We start from the raw sequence: 17,486 nt of genomic DNA, 5'->3' as shown, positions 1-17,486 counted from the left end.
GAGTAGCCATGATCGGCAAGCATGGCTAGTATGACAAAGTTTCGATTGTCGGCGCTTTATTGCCGCGGTTGAATCGCCGGAACGCAATCTGGAGTCATCCGTCGTGCAAAGCGCCTGCAATCCCGAGTCGAAGCTGCCTAACGTCGGCACGACCATTTTCACCGTCATCGGCCAGCTCGCCGACGAACACGGTGCGCTCAATCTGTCGCAAGGCGCGCCCAACTTTGCCTGCGATCCGAAGCTCGTCGAAGCCGTCACGCGAGCCATGCAGGCAGGACATAACCAGTACTCGCCGATGGCCGGCGTCTTCGCGCTGCGCGAGGCGATCGCGCTGAAGACGCAGAAGCTCTACGGCGCGCAGTACGATCCGGGCACGGAAGTGACGGTCGTCGCGAGCGCGAGCGAAGGCCTGTACGCAACGATCAGCGCGCTCGTGCATCCGGGCGACGAGGTCATCTACTTCGAGCCGTCGTTCGACAGCTACGCGCCGATCGTGCAGCTTCAGGGCGCGACGCCGATCGCGATCAAGCTGTCGGCCGCGGACTTCAGCATCGACTGGGACGAAGTCGCCGCCGCCATCACGCCGAAGACGCGCATGATTCTCGTCAACACGCCGCACAACCCGACGGGCAGCGCGTTCACGTCCGCGGACATCGAGCGGCTCACGGCGCTCACGCGCGGCACGAAGATCGTGGTGCTGTCGGACGAAGTGTACGAGCACGTCGTATTCGACGGCGCGCTGCATCACGGCATGGCGCGCTATCCGGAACTGGCGGAACGCAGCGTGATCGTGTCGTCGTTCGGCAAGTCGTATCACGTGACGGGCTGGCGCGTCGGCTATTGTCTCGCGCCCGCCGCGCTGACCGCCGAGCTTCGCAAGGTTCACCAGTTCATGACGTTTTCCGCCGATACGCCGATGCAGATGGCGTTCGCCGAGGCGCTCGCGGATGAATCGAGCTATCTGCATCTCGGGCCGTTCTATCAGCACAAGCGCGACGTGCTGGCGAAGGCGCTCGAAGGTTCGCGTTTCGAGCTATTGCCGAGCGCGGGCAGCTTCTTCATGCTGGCGCGTTACAGCGGCATCTCGGACGAGCGCGACAGCGACTTCGTGCTGCGGCTCATTCGCGAGGCGCGCGTCGCGACCATTCCGCTGTCGGCGTTTTATACCGACGGCACCGACAATCGCCTCATTCGTCTTTCCTTCGCGAAGGACGACGACACGCTCATCGAAGGCGCGCGCCGCCTTTGCCTGATTTAGCCTTGTTTCCCGGAGACCATTACGATGAAGAAGAACCACATTGCGGCCGCGCTCGTTTTCGCGTGCTCCATCGCGAGCGGCGTCGCGCATGCCGCCGACACGCTGCGTTTCGGCCTCGAAGCGCAATATCCGCCGTTCGAATCGAAGTCGGCGACGGGTGAGCTGGAAGGGCTGGACATCGACGTGGGCAACGCGGTTTGCGCCGCCGCGAAGATGCAGTGCAAGTGGGTCGAGACTTCGTTCGACGGCCTCATTCCCGCGCTGCAGGGCCGCAAGTTCGACGCGATCAACTCCGCGATGAATGCCACCGAGCAGCGCCGCCAGGCGATCGACTTCACGACGGTCGTGTATCGCGTGCCGACGCAACTGATCGCGAAGGCGGGCAGCGGCATCGAGCCGACGGCGGCGTCGCTGAAAGGCAAGAGCGTGGGCGTGCTGCAAGGCTCCATTCAGGAGACGTTCGCGAAGGCGCACTGGGAGAACGAAGGCGTGAAGGTCGTGCCGTATCAGGACCAGAATCAGGTCTATACGGACCTGAAATCCGGCCGTCTCGATGCGACGCTCGTGCTCGCGCCCGCCGGACAAAGCGGCTTTCTCTCGAAGCCGGACGGCCAGGGCTTCGCGTTCGTCGGCGCGCCGGTGCGGGACGACAAGATTCTCGGCAGCGGCATCGCGTACGGCATCCGCAAGGGCGACGATGCGCTCAAGACGAAGCTGAACGCGGCGATCGCCAAGGTCAAGGCGGACGGCACCATCGACAAGTACGCGAAGAAGTATCTGGGCAATATCGATATTTCGGCGAAGTAAAGGTGCTGCGCGCGCGGTGGCGGCGCTGCGCGTGCGTCGTGTCATAGCTGCAGAAAGGCGCGAATGGCGAACTTGGCGGCATCGAGTTCGTCTTCGGTCACGGTTTCGCCTTTGAACGTGACGTCCCGGGCGACGTGGCTCCAGCTTCGAATCTGATCGACGAGCGCCACGCCAGGGCGCTTCAGGCTGTCGATCGGCACTTCCGTTTCCCAGCCTCGAATGGACGTCGTGACCGGCAAGCCGGTGAAGCGCCCGGTGATCTCGTTGACCACGAGATCGGAAATGACGAGCACCGCGCGATAGCCGTCCTGTTCGTTGCCCTTCGATGGCCCGACGTGCAACCGCACGATGTCGCCGGCGTCTGGAATGCCATATTTCATTCGATGCCCTCGCGCGTCGGATCTTCCGGGCCGCCCCATTCCGCGCCCGCCGGATCGCCGAAATCGATCTCGTCATGGCGCTCGAGTTTGCCTTCCCGATGTTGACGAATCAGGCGTTCACGCGAGAAACGCCGGATGACTCTATGCGGCCGCACGATGACCTGGCCGTCTGCTACTTCGACTTGCACTTCCTGCCCCTCCTCTAACGAAAGCTCGCCAGCGATATTCGCAGGAATGCGCACCGCAAGGCTATTACCCCAACGTTTTAGGATTTGTACCGGCATGACAGCTCCTTGCATGTAGATACGCGTAGATACATCGATCGTAGTCTTGGCGTTCGTCATGTGTCAACGTGTCGATACGCGCTACGACGTGCGTTTAGCGCAGGCATCGTCCACCTGGCCAGCAACATTCGCTGACAACAGGCACACTTGCGGATCGACCAACCCGCCGTGACCCGAAAGTCGCGGCGCTTTCATTGGAAACGCATGAGCACGCCGCCGTCAGCCAACGCCGCGCCGCCCGCTGCGCCGCCGCTTCAGGGCGCGCAACTCGTCCTCGCCACGTTCGCCGTGGCGCTCGCGACCTTCATGAACGTGCTGGATTCGTCGATCGCGAACGTCGCGATTCCGACGATCTCCGGCAATCTCGGCGTGTCCGTCAACGAAGGGACGTGGGTCATCACCGTGTTCGCGGCATCGAACGCGGTGTCGATTCCGCTCACCGGCTGGCTCACGCAGCGCCTCGGGCAAATCCGGCTGTTCGTCGGCGCAATCCTGATGTTCGTGCTGTCGTCGTGGCTGTGCGGGCTCGCGCCGAATCTGCCGGTGCTGCTCGTCGCGCGCGTGCTGCAGGGCGCGGTCGCCGGGCCGCTCATTCCGCTTTCGCAGGCGATTCTGCTCGGCTCGTATCCGAAAGAGAAATCGTCGATGGCGCTCGCGCTCTGGGCGATGACCGCGACGGTCGGCCCGATCGCCGGTCCCGCGCTCGGCGGCTGGATCACCGACAGCTATTCGTGGTCGTGGATCTTCTACATCAATATTCCGGTCGGCATTTTCGCGGCGGGCGTGACGTGGTTCATCTACCGCGATCGCGAATCGCCGACGCGCAAGGCGCCCATCGACGTGATCGGCCTCGGGCTGCTCGTCACGTGGGTCGCGTCGCTGCAGATCATGCTCGACAAAGGGCGCGACCTCGACTGGTTTTCGTCGCCGGTGATCGTCGTGCTGGGGGTGATGGCGGCCATCGCGTTCGCGTTTTTCGTCGTGTGGGAGTTGACGGAGGAGAATCCCGTCGTCGATCTGAGGCTCTTCGCCGGGCGTAACTTCTTCGGCGGCACGGTGGCGATTTCGGTGGCGTACGGCGTGTTCTTCGGCAATCTCGTGCTCCTGCCGCAGTGGATGCAGCAGTATCTGAACTACCGTTCCGTCGATGCCGGCCTCGTCACCGCGCCGCTCGGCGTGTTCGCGGTGATCCTCGCGCCGGTGATGGGCAAGGTGCTGCCGCGCAGCGACGCCCGCGTGATCGCGACGATGGCGTTCGTCGGCTTCGCGTTCGTGTTCTGGCTGCGCTCGAAGTATGTGATCGAGATCGACACCTTCCATCTCGTGCTGCCGACGCTGCTGCAAGGCATTCCGATGGCGATGTTCTTCGTGCCGCTCACGGCTATCGTGCTGTCGGGCTTGCCGCCATCGAAGATTCCGGCGGCGGCGGGGTTATCCAACTTCGCGCGCGTGTTTTGCGGCGCCGTGGGGACGTCGCTCGCGGGCAATGCGTGGGACAACCGCATCGCGCTGCATCACGAGCGGCTCACCGAGCAGGCGAATATCTATAACCCGGCGTTCCTGCAGTCGCTCGGGATGTCGCAATCGACGCTCGATATCAGCGAAGCCCAGGCGCGCGGCATGTTCAATTTCACCGTCAATTCGCAAGCCGCGATGATGGGACTGAACGATATCTTTCTGATTTCGGCGGTGATTTTCATTCTGATCATTCCGCTGATCTGGATTACCAAGGTGGCGAAAGGCGGTGGGGGTGGGGCGGCGGCGGGGGCGCATTGAGTGCGCGAGCCCGGCTGCTCGCGCGTCGACCGCTAGTCGGGCAAGAATCCCTCGTCGAGCACCGATGACACCGGCCAGGGGCAATTCTCCGGAAACGCATCGAAGTCGATGCCCGTTTCCGCTTCGGCCTGCGTCCGCGCTTTCGACCAGACCAGATCGAGCCACTGGACATCGTCGAAGCGTCGCCGCAAGCTCGGCGCTTCTTTCAACACGAACAGCGCTTCCCTTCGCTGCGTGCGGATCGTGCTCGTCCAGCTTCTGCTTCGCCGCTCCGGCTGATACTGCCATTTGAGCAAATGCGCGAGCAGCACGGCCAATCTGCTTCGCAACTCGCGTGATTCGGTTTTCCCCACGTCCTCGATTTCCTCAGCGATATGCTCGATATCGATGGACGCAAATTTCCCCGCACGCAGCAGCGCGGCCTGTTCTTCGGCCCACGCCACCACGTCCTTCTCATAAGGCGTTCCCATCGGCTGACTCCCGTTCTCTTCTTCGTTCCCGGTGTCGCCGATATTAGTTTGCATTCCTTTCTTCATCCAGATCGTCCGTTTGGCTAACGGTGCTCACTTCAGCCCCAACTCCACCCGACTCCCCGCGCCCTTGTCGTCGATGCCCTTCGCGTCCAGCTTCGGCGCGACCACGAAAATCCGGCTGCTGTCGATCTTCCCGTCGAAGTACTCCTGCACCGCCTGCGCGCGACGCTGCGCCAGGTCGCGCAACGACGCGTCGTCGACCGGGGCGTTCTGCATCAGCGCGGCTTTCATGTCGGCGTCGGGCAAGCTCTTCGTCAAGCCGATCATGTTGCGCGGCTTCTTGAAATCCGCCGACTTGTAGACCTTCGTCAGATACTTCTCGTAGTCGTCGCCCGACACCTTCACCGCCGACCAGTCGACGGCCTCGCCGTTCCCCGACATATCCCGCACCTTCGCGCGCTTCACCTGCGCGTCCACCCACGCGCTGCGCAAGCCCGGCTCGTCCACCTTCGGATCGACGCGGCCCGTCACCTCCAGCTTGACCGACGGCTTGTCCGCCAGCGCCTTCGCGATGGTGTCGAGCTTCTTCTGCGCGGCATCGCCGAGCGTGGCCGAACCTGCATCGAACTCGACGTAGTTCAGCTCCGCGCCGTCGCCACCGAACGCGTGCGCGAGCAGCGTGAACGGCGCGGTCACGGCCTTCTGCACCAGATTCAGGATGGCCTGCCACACGAGCCCGCCGATCGAAAACTCCGGATTCGACAGCGACCCGGAAATGGGAATGTTCACGTCGATCTCGCCGCGCGAATTCTTCAGAAGCGATACCGCGAGCCGCACGGGCAGCTTCGTCGCGCTCGGATTGTCGATGTGATCGCCGAACGTCAGTTGATCGATGAACAGGTGATTGTTCGCGGTGAGCTTGTCGTCGGCGAGCATGTAGTGCAGATCGACGTTGAGCTTGCCCTTCGTGATCGGATAGCCCGCGTACTTCGCGGAATACGGTGTGAGATTCGTCAGTTCGACGCCGTGCGCGCTCGCGGTCAGATCGAGCGCCGGCTTCTCGATCAGCGGATTCACCTGCCCCTTGATCGACACCGGCCCGTTCGCCGCGAGCTTGGCGGTGACGTCGACCGGCGCGGGCGTCGTCGAATGCGTGCCGAACGCGCCGATCGTCCCGTTGATGCCGACGAGATTCGCCGTGAAATTCGGCTTGATGAAGTTGTCGCTATACGTGACGCGGCCGTTCTGCAGCACGAGCTGCCCGAAGCGCATGTTCACGGGCGGCCCCGACTTCGCGGCGCTCGGGGGCGCGCTGGCCGCGACGGGCGCCGAAGCCGAAGCCGCCGGCTGCGTCACCGACTGCGCCTGGCCGGTGTCGCTCACCACGACGTTCTTCAGATTGAGCTTGCCCTGCGAATCCAGCAGCACGCGACCGTAGAAATTGGCGAACGTGATGCGCGCCGCCTCGACGTCCGTGCCGCGCTCGCCGTACGCCGCCTTCACGTTCGTCAAGCCGAGCAGCTTCCAGCCGGCGAAGCGGTCGGAGGTCGCCTTGTCGAGCATGCGCACGTCCGTGAGCGACACGTCGCCCTTGTACGATGCCGCGAGCGTCTTGCCGCTGCCCGACAGCGCCACGTCGCCGTTCGCGTTCAGGTACGCGCCCGTCACCGCGACGTTGAGCTTGTCGCCGAAATACGGCTCGAACGCGGACGCATCGACCTGGTCGCCCTTCACGTGCAGCGCGAGCTTCAGCGGACTGACCGTGACGTTGCCCGTCACGCCCAGCGCGCCCTTGCCGTTCAGCGTGAGCGTGCCGTCGACGGCGAGCGGCTTCGAGAGGTCGTCGCTGAACTGCGCGACCTTGACCGATATCGGCGCGACATGCAGTTTCACCGGCCGCGCGGGCGTTTCGTCGACGACATTCGCCGATGCGTTCGCAAGCGTTATCTCGCCGATCCGGTAGCGCCACGCCGGACCCGCCGCCTGCGCCTTCTGGATCTTGCGCGTGGCGCTGGCCTCGGGCGCGGCTTCGTGCGGACCGGCGAGCGAAGCCAGATCGATGCTGCCGTCCTTGCGGCGCGTCGCGTCGAGCGAAAGACCGTTCACCTGCACGCTGTCGAGCGCGGCGGTGCGCGCGGCGACATCCACTTGACTGATCTTCGCGACCGCCGAGCCGAGCTTGATGGGCGCGGCGCCCGTGACGTTCGCCGGCACGAGCGTGAGCGAATCGAGCTTCACGTCGCCCGCGCCGACCTTGATGGCCGCGTCCGGCTTCGACCAGTCCACCGACACCGGCAGATTCGCGCCGAGCGTGCCGCCCGCGACGCGCGCCGCCACCGCATTCGCGATATACGGCTGCAGCGGCGAGAGCGCGAACGCATCGAGCGCGAGCTTCGCGTCGGCGGTTTTGGCGGCGAGCGTCACGTTGCCGGAGGCATCGAGCGCGCCGCCCTTGTCGAACGCGGTCTTGAGCGTGTAGCGCGCGGGCGTTTTCGAAAGCGTCGAAAAGCCGTCGAGCGTCACGGCGATGCCGGTCAGCGCGCCTTGCACCGGCTGTTTCAGCAAGTGGTCGTCGAGCGTGATCTTGCCGCCGTCGATGGAAAGATGACGAATGGCAAGGTCGAGCGGCGGCGTCGTGTCTTTGGTGTCGGCGGGCTTCTTGTCCGCAGGCTTCGACGGCGACGCGAGCTTGCTCACGTTCAGCGCGCCCGACGCGTCGCGCGCCAGATGCACGTCCGGCGCGGACAGCGCGATCTCGTCGAAGCGATACACGTTTCGCAACGGCTCCATGTCCGCGATCTTCACGTGCAGCGCGCGGGCCGCGACGAGCGGCGCGCCGGCGCGATCGGTCACGGCGGCATCGGCGAGATTCGCGGTTCCGTCCATGCGAATGGTCGGCACGTCGCCGGCAAACGCGAATCGCACGTTGAGGTCGGTCGAAAGCCGCCCGCCCTTCACGATCACCGGCACCGACGCGGGCGCATACGACGCCATCTGCGGCACGTCGAGGCCGTCGAGCGTGAGCGCGATTTCCGATTCTCGCGACGTCGCGAACGGCTTCGTGCGGCCCTTGATCACGAGCGGCGAGCCGTCGATGCGCGCCTGCAAAAGCGGCGTCACGAAGATATCCGTCGCGGAAGGCAACGTTGCGATGAACGGAATGCCGAGCGCGAAACGATCGATCACGTGCTTCGCGTTCGTCAGCCGGTCGTCGAACTCGATACGCCCGTTCTCCAGCTGAATATTCGACACCGAAAAGCGCGCCGGGCCGCTCGACGGCGTGGGCGACGGTTTCGAGAACTTCGCGATCAGATCGGAGAAATTGAAATGTTCGGCGTCATAACGCGCGATTCTGAAGCGCGGCGAGTCGATCTTCAGTTCATCGACGACGGGCGCGAGCCTGAAAAGCGACGCCCACGACGTGCGCACGACGAGCCGCGAAACATCGACGAAATTCGCCGCGCCGCCCGGCGTTCGCGCCACGTTCGCCGCCGATTCGCCGATATGCACGTCGTCGGCTTCGAAGCGCAGCGTGTACGGATTGAGCGCGATGCGGCGGATGGTCACCGGCCGGTCGAGCTGTCGGGAGAGCTGCGTTTCGGCAACGTGACGAATGATCGGCGGCGCGGCGAAAAATCCGAGCGCGCCGATGATCAGCAGTGCAACGATGAGCCCGATTGTGATGCGCCGCGTACGCCGCGCATGGACGACGTCGCGCAGCGTTCGCCCGGCTGTAGTGAAGGTTGACTTCGTGGTGCTTGACATTCGATGCGAGGGCGGCGCGTGCGCGCGGGATCGCCGTTCGGAAGGGGATGCACGAGTATACGACGATGCACCCCGCCCACGTTGTCAAAACTTTTGGTCTTTGCGCGCGGAAAAACTATTGCCGCTCGATGGCCGGCGGCGCCCACGTGCCGTCGCTTGCCTGCGGCTTCGGCGCGTAGAGGCGCATGGTCAACTGAAATTCGCCGCCGGGCGCGGGAAGCCAGTTCGACGCGTGCGCCCTGCCCGGCGATTCCGCGGACACGATCACATCGATCGAGCCATCGCGATTCTTCTTCAGCCGGTCGCGGTCCGAGAGCGCGATGCGCGCGAGTTTGTCGTCGGCGAGCGCGCCATCCTTCGTGTACGCGGTGAGCGACCAGAAGCCGCGCACGGGCGGAAGCTGGTTCGGCGCGAAATGCATGACGTAACGGTTCGCGCCGTTGAGCGCGTGGCCTTCGCTGTCGAGATGCGCGACCGGCTTCACTTCGCCTTCCTTCGTGGTCGCCGCCATCTGATGGCGCGCCAGATAAGCGCGCAGGATGTAGTCGGTTCCATAGATGCCGACGCCATCGCCGAACCAGGTCCAGCCGTTTTTCGTGATCGCGTTCGTCGGAACCGTCGCGAGGCGCGTGCGGGCGTCGGCGAGGCCCGAGTCGAGCAGCGGCGCGTCGGTCTTCCTGAACTGCACCGGCTCGCCGGGCTTCACGCCGAGCGAGGCGAGGCGATTCATCGCGGGCGTATCGGCGGTGGCGGGCGGATTGGCGTCGAGCGAACGGGCGAGTCGCGCGAAAAACGCGTTCGCGTCGAGCGCTTCGGCCTGCGCACCCGGCGATGCCGTCGGCGACACGGAAGGCAGCGGCGGCACCGCAGCCTGCTGGCCGCTCAGATTCCCCGGCCACGCGCCGGTGACCACGGACGTCGCATCGCCGTCCGCGCCTTTGGCGGGCGAAAGCGTCTCGATGCGCATCGCCGTTTGCAGCTTGCGCGCCTCGCGCACGTCGCGCGGACCGTTCACGCGCACGCGCACCGACAGCCACACGTAGCGCGTGCGCGTTTCGACGCGCGTTGCGTTGGCGGGCAGCGTGCCCGTCCATCCGGCCGGCGCGAACGCGATCAGTTGCATCTTCGGATACGGCGTCGTGTCGGCGCTGGAATAGAGCGCGTTGGTCCACGCGTCGAACGCGCGGGCGTCGAGATAGCGGCCGCGCGGCGCGGCGGGCAGCGAAACGATGACCGGCTCGGCCGATACATCAAGCCACGCGGTCGAATCGAGCGTATCGACGCTCAGCCAACCGCTCGCGCCCACAGGCGGCAGCGCGGTGGCATGGCGGAACGTGTTGAGCGGCGCGCGGCCCGGCTGGCCGGCGCTGCCGCTCGCCCGCTCGCGCGCGATGTCCGACACGACGAGCGGAAAGCCGAACGTATAGGCATCGGCGACCTGATCCTTCACCCAGCCGCCGCTGGCCTTGGCCTCGGGCGCCTTCTCGGCGGCGCAACCGCCGAGCAGCCCCGCTCCGGTCAGGCCGGCAGCCAGCCAGAAAGCGGCGTTGAGCGGTAGCGTCCAGCGTCGTTCTTGGTTCATTCGATTTGGAATCCGGTTCTTGTTTTGCATCGGGCGCGCGTGGGCGATGAGCGACGATCCAACGCCCCGCCTCGTCCGCCGTCGCAGAGCCAGCCGGCGCCATCTCAGAATTCGGGTTTTATCGTATCCGCTGACTATAGGCAAGCTCGTTGCAGATTCGCGCACGATCGCGTGCGTTTTGCCTATGCCATACGGCTAGCAAGCCGCGTGCGCCGGCATCGCGTAGTATCGGAGTTTCGTGTCGTTTTCCTGTTTTCTTACCCTTGACGAGTCGCCAAGATGTATTTGCCCGCCCATTTCGAAGAAAACCGCACCGACGTTCTGCACGCGCTGATCGCGGCCAACCCGTTCGGCGCGCTGGTCACGCACGGCCCGAACGGTCTCGACGCGAACCACATTCCGTTCGAGTTCGATGCCGCCGCCGGCGAACACGGCACGCTGCGCGCGCATGTGGCGCGGGCGAATCCGGTCTGGCGGGAAGTCGCGCCGCGTGAAGACGTGCTCGTGATCTTCCAGGGCAATGAGGGTTATATCTCGCCGAATTTTTATCCGAGCAAGCAGGAGACGCATCGGCAGGTGCCGACGTGGAATTACGCCGTCGTGCACGCGCATGGCCGCATCACCGTTCGGGACGACGAAGCCTACGTGCGCGGCGTGGTCGCGCGGCTCACGCGCAAGATGGAAGCCGGCGAGCCCGCGCCGTGGAAGATGGGCGACGCGCCGCGCGATTTCATCGACCAGATGTTGTCCGCGATTGTCGGTATCGAGATCGAGGTGACGCGGCTCGTCGGCAAGGCGAAGCTCTCGCAGAACAAGGCCGACGCCGACCGCATCGGCGCGATCGACGGCCTGCGACAGCGCGGCGGCGACGCAGCCGGCGGACTCGCCGACGCGATGCTCGCCACGTTCGACGGTTTATCGCGCACTTGAGACGCTCAATCGCTCCTTGACCTTCCAAACGTTGGAAGGTCGATACTGGTGATATTGCACGACGGACCCTGGCGTCCGTCCAGCCAGATCGGGAGCGTTGTACATCATGTCGTCGAATACACCTACATCGGAACGCACTGCGGAATTTGCCGTCGGCGGCATGACGTGCGCGTCCTGCGTCGCGCGCGTCGAAAAAATGCTGAAACGCGTGCCGGGCGTCGATGCCGTCGCGGTCAATCTCGCCACCGAGCGCGCGACGGTTCACGCGGCCCGCACCGTCACCGACGATCAGCTCGTCGCCGCCATCACCAAAGCGGGCTACGAAGCGGCGCTGATCGTGCCGGAAGCGCCGCCCGCTGCGAATGCCGCGCGCCGCTGGGACGGCGAACTCGCGGCGGTCGCCGGCAGCGCGTTACTGACGCTGCCGCTGCTCGCGCCCATGTTCGGCGGCGCGCTCCCGCCGTGGCTGCAACTCGCGCTCGCGAGCGTCGTGCAGTTCGGCTTCGGCGCGCGCTTCTACGTGAGCGCGTATCGCGCGGTGCGGGCGTTCGCGGGCAACATGGATCTGCTCGTCGCGCTGGGGACGTCGGCGGCGTGGGGATTGTCGGTCTATCAGATGTTCGCGCACGGCGGCGCGCACATGCATCTGTACTTCGAGGCGGCGGCGGTGGTCATCACGCTCGTGCGCTTCGGCAAATGGCTGGAGGCGCGCGCCAAGCGCCAGACGACCGACGCCATCCGCGCGCTCAACGCGCTTCGCCCGGACAAGGCGCGCGTGCGCGATGCCGCCGATCCGTCGCGCGAACGCGAAATCCCGCTCGCGGACGTGCGCATCGGCGATATCGCCATCGTGCGGCCGGGCGAGCGCGTGCCGGTGGACGGCATCGTGCGCGAGGGCCGCACGCACATCGACGAATCGCTCATCACCGGCGAAAGCCTGCCGGTCGCGAAGGAGCCGGGCGCGCGCGCGACGGGCGGCTCGATCAACGGCGAAGGCGTGATCGCAATCGAAACGACTGCCATCGGCGCGGAAACGACGCTCGCGCGGATCATCCGCCTCGTCGAATCGGCGCAAGCGGAGAAGGCGCCGATCCAGCGGCTCGTCGATCGCGTGTCGGCGGTGTTCGTCCCGGCGATTCTCGGCATCGCGCTCGTGACGCTCGGCGGCTGGCTGCTGCACGGCGCGAGCGTGGAAACGGCGTTGCTGAACGCGGTCGCGGTGCTTGTGATCGCGTGCCCGTGCGCGCTCGGCCTCGCGACGCCGACCGCCATCATGGCGGGCACGGGCGTGGCGGCGCGCCAGGGCATTCTGATCAAGGACGCGCAGGCGCTGGAACGGGCGCACGCGATCACCGTCGTCGCGTTCGACAAGACCGGCACGCTGACCGTCGGGCATCCGAGCCTCGTCGCGTTCGATGCCGCGCCGGGGCAGGATCGCGGCGAGGCGCTCGCGCGGGCGGCGGCGGTGCAGCGCATGAGCGAGCATCCGCTGGCGAAGGCGGTGGTATCGGCCGCCGATATGCAAGAGCACGCGCCGCGCTACGAAGCCGCCGATGCGCGCGCGGTCGCCGGACGCGGCGTGGAAGCGACGGTGCGCGCCGCTGGCGCATCGGCTGACGAAGCAACGCGGCGTATCGCCATCGGCAGCAGCCGGTGGCTCGCGGAACTGCACGCGGACGTGCCGCCATCGCTCGCCGCGCGTGCGAGCGAACTCGAAGGCCAGGGCAACACGGTTTCATGGCTGATCGACGTCGAACGCCCCGCCGCCCTCGCGCTGCTCGCGTTCGGCGACACCGTCAAGCCGACCGCCCACACCGCCATCGACCGGCTTGCGCAGATGGGCGTGAAGAGCGCGCTCGTCACCGGCGACAACGCGGGCAGCGCGAAAGCCGTCGCGCGCGCGCTGGGCATCGCGCCGGACGCGGTCTTCGCAGAGACGCTGCCCGGCGACAAGGCGGCCGTCGTCGCGCAATTGAAGGCGGCGAGCACCGGCGTGGTGGCGATGGCCGGCGACGGCATCAACGACGCGCCCGCGCTCGCCGCCGCCGATATCGGCATCGCGATGGCAGGCGGCGCCGACGTGGCGATCGAAGCGGCCGGCCTCACGCTGATGCGCGGCGACCCCGCGCTCGTGGCCGACGCCATCGACATTTCGCGGCGCACGTATCGCAAGATCAGGCAGAACCTGTTCTGGGCGTTCGTCTACAACCTGATCGGCATTCCACTCGCCGCGTTCGGCATGCTCGACCCGATGTTCGCCGGCGCGGCGATGGCGTTTTCCAGCGTGAGTGTCGTGACCAACGCGCTGCTGCTGAGAACGTGGCGCGCTCAGGCCGGATCGCCGGCGGGCGCGGACGCCGGGGAAGCGCGGCCGTCCACGCCGGTCACGCGGCCCGCGTAACACGCGTCTTTTACGGCGGTATCTTCGTCCAAAGAAGCGGACTTCGGCCCGTTCGAATCGATATGCAGCGGCATTCGCTCGCATGCGCTTTCAGATAAAGACCGATGCGCTTTGCATCATGCGTGATTACGCATGGGCGCTTTTCTTTGTCTCACGCACATTGCCGCTGCAATCACTCATGCGGGTTTTACCGTATCGCGATAAATGGTGCGCGCATGCTCTCTAAAACGAGTACGGCGTCAATGTATAACGGCTAGAAGCGAATACAACGACCATTGTCACGTCCGCGAAATACATCTGCAGAATGAGTTAGACGCAGCCGTTTCTTCATATTTTACGGAAAAGCAATTAGCTTCCCGAGAATCGTACTCATTCAGTCGAAATGCCTTGTTCCGCAAAGCCCCATTTGTATGCGCTGCGCACCGACTCGGGTACTTATTTCCATGAAAAAGGCGATAAAGCACATTTTCTTGCATTATCGCAAGGGCGTTCTTTCCTGAAACGCCACATACTTTTGTGGTTGCTCGCACATTGCGCCGCTTTGGCTCGCGGTACTCTCAGCGACGAGGATGTGAACCTGCCTCCGGCGAACACGCGCACCACCGGGAAATGAGAGATTTCCGGAGCGTATCGCCGAGCACACTACAAGCTTATAACCCCGTGCAATTACAGGTGCTTCGAGAGATGGAACGTCAAAACGCCATTCGAGAGAGTGCGCAGTTCTATTTGCGCCAGTCCCTTTACGAGCCGACGCCTGAGCGCATATCGCGTTCACGCATGACCCGCTTTATCGACAGCTTCGGGAAGCTGACAGGCGAGCGCTTCGCCGATTATTCCGCTTTTCACGATTATTCCGCCCGGAAATACCGGCTCTTCTGGCAATGTTTTCTGGAATCGGCTGAAGGACTCGAATGGTCCGGTATGGCCGAACCCGTATGCGTCGGCGATGAAATCGAAACCGCGCGCTTTTTTCCCAACGTCGAACTGAATTACGCCGAGAATCTGCTCGCGCCGCGCATTGCACCCGATGACGCAGCCGCGCTCGTCGCCTGTTACGCCGATGGCGGCCGCGTCTCCTATACGCGCGGCGAATTGCGCGAGCGCGTGATCCGGCTCGCGCAGTCGTTGCGCGAACTCGGGCTGAAGCCCGGCGACCGCGTCGTCGCGATCATGCGCAACGACGCCGAAGCGGTCACCACCGCGCTCGCCGTCACCGCGCTCGGCGCGACGCTGTCCACCGCCGCGCCCGAGAACGGCGTGCAGGCCATCCTCGACCGCTTCGCGCCGCTCGCCCCGCGCATGCTGTTCGCGCACACCATGCAGCGTTCGTTCGATACCGCCGGCGCGCTCAGTGCGCACGTGGCCGCGGTGGCCGCCGCGCTGCCGACGCTCACGGACATCGTCTGTCTCGACGAAACGCCGCTGCCGAGCACGGTCACGACGCGCCAGCACGAGGTGCGCGAACTGATCGCGCTCGGCGACCCGGCGCGCTTCACGTGGCGTCGCTTTCCGTTCAACCATCCGCTCTTCATCATGTTTTCGTCGGGCACGACGGGCAAGCCCAAGTGCATCGTGCACGGCGCGGGCGGGACGCTCATCGAGCACGTGAAGGAACATCGGCTGCATAGCGATTTCAGCCCCGACGACAAGCTCTTCTTCTTCACGAGCTGCTCGTGGATGATGTGGAACTGGCAGTTGTCCGCGCTCGCGTCGGGCGTGCAGATCGTCACGTACGACGGCCCCGTGGCGGCGGTGGACACGTTGTGGCGCATCGTCGCGAACGAGCGCGTGACGGTGTTCGGCACGAGCCCCGCGTATTTGAAGATGAACGAGGACGCCGGCCTCCAGCCCGGCGTGCTCTACGACCTGTCCGCCCTGCGCGCGATGATGTCCACCGGCGCCGTGCTCTTCGACACGCAATTCCAGTGGGTGAATCGGCACGTGAAGCCGCTGCAGTTGCAGTCCATTTCGGGCGGCACGGACATCATCGGCTGCTTCGTGCTCGGCAATCCGAACCTGCCCGTTCATGCGGGCGAGGCGCAATGCAAGACGCTCGGGCTCGACGTGCAGGCGTTCGATCACGGCGCGCCGACGAACATGCCCGGCGAACTGGTCTGCACGAATCCGTTTCCGTCGCGCCCGCTCGGTTTCTTCGGCGACGACGACGGCTCGCGCTTTCACAAGGCGTATTTCGCGGAGAACGCGGGCGTCTGGACGCATGGCGATGTCATCGAGTTCTCGCCGGACGGCGGCGCGCGCCTGCATGGCCGCAGCGACGGCGTGCTCAACGTGCGCGGCATCAACGTGAGTCCGGGCGAGATTTATCGCATCCTGAGCGAAATCCCCGAGATCCGTCAGGCGATGGCCGTGCCGCAAACCGGACCGCGCGCGGGCGATGGCGGCCAGCGTATCGTGCTGCTGCTCGTGCTGCGCGACGGCGCGCAACTGAACGCGACGCTCGCCATCCGCATCCGGCGCGAGTTGACGCGCAACGGATCGGCGGCGCTCGTGCCCGATGTCATCGTGCAGGTGACGGGGCTGCCGCTCACGCACAACGGCAAGCCGTCGGAGGCCGCTGCCCGCGATGCCGTCAACGGTCTGCCCGCGCGCAACGTATCGTCGCTGGCGAATCCCGACTGTCTCGATGGCATCCGCGAACATCCGCTGCTCGCGCGCGCGCCGACCGAACTGCCCGCGCCGGGCGAATCGGCGGACAGCATCGAGGCGTATCTGCGCGCGCTCTGGGAACAATATTTCAGCTTCTCGCCGATCGGCCGCGACGACAACTTCTTCGAGCTTGGCGGGCATTCGCTGCTCGCCGCGCGCATGCTGGCCGACATCAGGCGCACGACGAATCGCACGCTGCCGATTGCGACGCTGATCGTCGCGCCGACCATCGCGCGGCTCGCGGCCGTCATCGCCGCCGATCCGAGCATGAGCGCGGAAAGTTCGTCGCTCGTGCAGATGCGCGCGGGCCGCGGACGGCCGCTCTTCATGGTGCACAGCATTACCGGCTCGGTGATGGAATGCCTCACGCTCGCAGGCACGCTGCAAAGCGAGCGCCCGGTGTACGGGCTGCAGGCGCAAGGTCTCGACGGCGACGAAGTGCCGCAGCGCAGCGTCGAGGACATGGCGCGCGCGTACGTGCTGCGCATGCGCGGCGTGCAGCCGAGCGGGCCGTATGCGCTCGTCGGCTATTCGTTCGGCGGGCTGGTGGCATTCGAAATCGCGCAGCAACTCGTGAAAGCGGGCGAGAAGATCGAAATGCTCTGCCTGCTCGACACCTACGTGCACGAGCGCTGCCTGCCGCTCACCGCGTGGACGCGCTATCAGGCCAGCATGTTCGTGTACCGCCTGCGCGAGTTCCGGGCGCTCAGCGGGCGCGAGCGGGTCGATTACGTGCGCGGCAAGGCGCTGGCGATGACCGATCGCGTGCGCATGCGCTTCGGCCAGACGGCGCAGCGTCCCGGTCCCGAAGCGCGCGGCCTCCCGAAGCCGCTGATGCTCGTGCGCGAATCCATGCGCGTCGCGATGACGACCTACAAGCCGCGTCTCTATCTCGGCGGGCCGATCGTCTATGTGCGCGCGTCGATCCAGCAGGACGATCGCGGCGATCCGCTGCCGGTCTGGCGGCGCGTCGCGAAGCACGGCCTGCGCATCATGCAGGTGGAAGGCAGGCACACCGATCTCGTCGTGGAGCCGCAACTCGCGACGGTCGCGCTCGCGCTGACGCAGGTGTTGTCGACCATCTGACGCTGCTGCAAGGCGCGCAATCGGCGGAACGGCCCGATTGCGCGCCCGCTTCGCGTCTTGCCCTCGCGGTGCTCATC

General features: G+C 65.5%; 11 protein-coding genes. 6 read left to right on the top strand and 5 right to left on the bottom strand.

Annotated features, from left to right (window positions below; translation table 11 throughout):
• Window positions 1–103: 103 nt before the first annotated feature.
• Complete coding sequence (locus NCR39_RS14590; protein WP_250452818.1) at window positions 104–1,258, top strand: methionine aminotransferase; 1,155 nt, start codon at window positions 104–106, stop codon at window positions 1,256–1,258.
• Window positions 1,259–1,282: 24 nt separating this feature from the next.
• Window positions 1,283–2,065, top strand: coding sequence for an ABC transporter substrate-binding protein (locus NCR39_RS14585; RefSeq protein ID WP_250452817.1), 783 nt, complete (start codon window positions 1,283–1,285; stop codon window positions 2,063–2,065).
• Window positions 2,066–2,106: 41 nt separating this feature from the next.
• On the opposite strand, the gene NCR39_RS14580 is transcribed toward NCR39_RS14585, so the two are convergent.
• Both NCR39_RS14580 and NCR39_RS14575 read right to left on the bottom strand, forming a co-directional pair.
• On the bottom strand, window positions 2,107–2,445 hold the full coding sequence (locus tag NCR39_RS14580) for a type II toxin-antitoxin system PemK/MazF family toxin (protein WP_250452816.1): 339 nt from the start codon (window positions 2,443–2,445) through the stop codon (window positions 2,107–2,109).
• Window positions 2,442–2,729, bottom strand: a complete 288-nt coding sequence (locus tag NCR39_RS14575; protein WP_250452815.1) for an AbrB/MazE/SpoVT family DNA-binding domain-containing protein — start codon at window positions 2,727–2,729, stop codon at window positions 2,442–2,444. Before NCR39_RS14575 ends, NCR39_RS14580 begins: the two co-directional genes overlap by 4 nt.
• Before the next feature lie 204 nt (window positions 2,730–2,933).
• On the opposite strand from NCR39_RS14575, the gene NCR39_RS14570 reads away from it, so the two are divergent.
• Window positions 2,934–4,505 (top strand): DHA2 family efflux MFS transporter permease subunit, encoded by a 1,572-nt coding sequence (locus tag NCR39_RS14570; protein ID WP_250452814.1) that lies wholly within the window; start codon window positions 2,934–2,936, stop codon window positions 4,503–4,505.
• A 32-nt stretch (window positions 4,506–4,537) separates the two neighbouring features.
• Here NCR39_RS14570 and NCR39_RS14565 read toward each other — a convergent pair whose 3' ends face one another.
• The 3 genes from NCR39_RS14565 to NCR39_RS14555 form a co-directional block, all read right to left on the bottom strand.
• Window positions 4,538–5,029: a DUF29 domain-containing protein gene (locus tag NCR39_RS14565; RefSeq protein WP_250452813.1), complete on the bottom strand. Its 492-nt coding sequence runs from the start codon at window positions 5,027–5,029 to the stop codon at window positions 4,538–4,540.
• Window positions 5,030–5,068: 39 nt separating this feature from the next.
• Window positions 5,069–8,743, bottom strand: coding sequence for a DUF748 domain-containing protein (locus NCR39_RS14560; protein ID WP_250452812.1), 3,675 nt, complete (start codon window positions 8,741–8,743; stop codon window positions 5,069–5,071).
• Window positions 8,744–8,858: 115 nt separating this feature from the next.
• Window positions 8,859–10,325, bottom strand: coding sequence for a DUF1254 domain-containing protein (locus NCR39_RS14555; protein WP_250452811.1), 1,467 nt, complete (start codon window positions 10,323–10,325; stop codon window positions 8,859–8,861).
• 279 nt (window positions 10,326–10,604) lie between these two features.
• On the opposite strand from NCR39_RS14555, the gene NCR39_RS14550 reads away from it, so the two are divergent.
• From NCR39_RS14550 to NCR39_RS14540, 3 genes are all read left to right on the top strand, one after another.
• Window positions 10,605–11,255 (top strand): FMN-binding negative transcriptional regulator, encoded by a 651-nt coding sequence (locus NCR39_RS14550; RefSeq protein ID WP_250452810.1) that lies wholly within the window; start codon window positions 10,605–10,607, stop codon window positions 11,253–11,255.
• 106 nt (window positions 11,256–11,361) lie between these two features.
• On the top strand, window positions 11,362–13,656 hold the full coding sequence (locus tag NCR39_RS14545; protein ID WP_250452809.1) for a heavy metal translocating P-type ATPase: 2,295 nt from the start codon (window positions 11,362–11,364) through the stop codon (window positions 13,654–13,656).
• A gap of 684 nt (window positions 13,657–14,340) precedes the next feature.
• A complete protein-coding gene (locus NCR39_RS14540; protein ID WP_250452808.1) occupies window positions 14,341–17,409 on the top strand; it encodes an acetoacetate--CoA ligase in 3,069 nt (1,022 codons plus the stop codon).
• Window positions 17,410–17,486 lie beyond the last annotated feature (77 nt).

The sequence above is a fragment of the Caballeronia sp. ATUFL_M2_KS44 genome, from assembly GCF_023630965.1.
Taxonomy (GTDB): domain Bacteria; phylum Pseudomonadota; class Gammaproteobacteria; order Burkholderiales; family Burkholderiaceae; genus Caballeronia; species Caballeronia concitans.
Note: the sequence above shows the minus strand (reverse complement) of the source record. Positions and strands in the feature narration are given on the sequence as shown.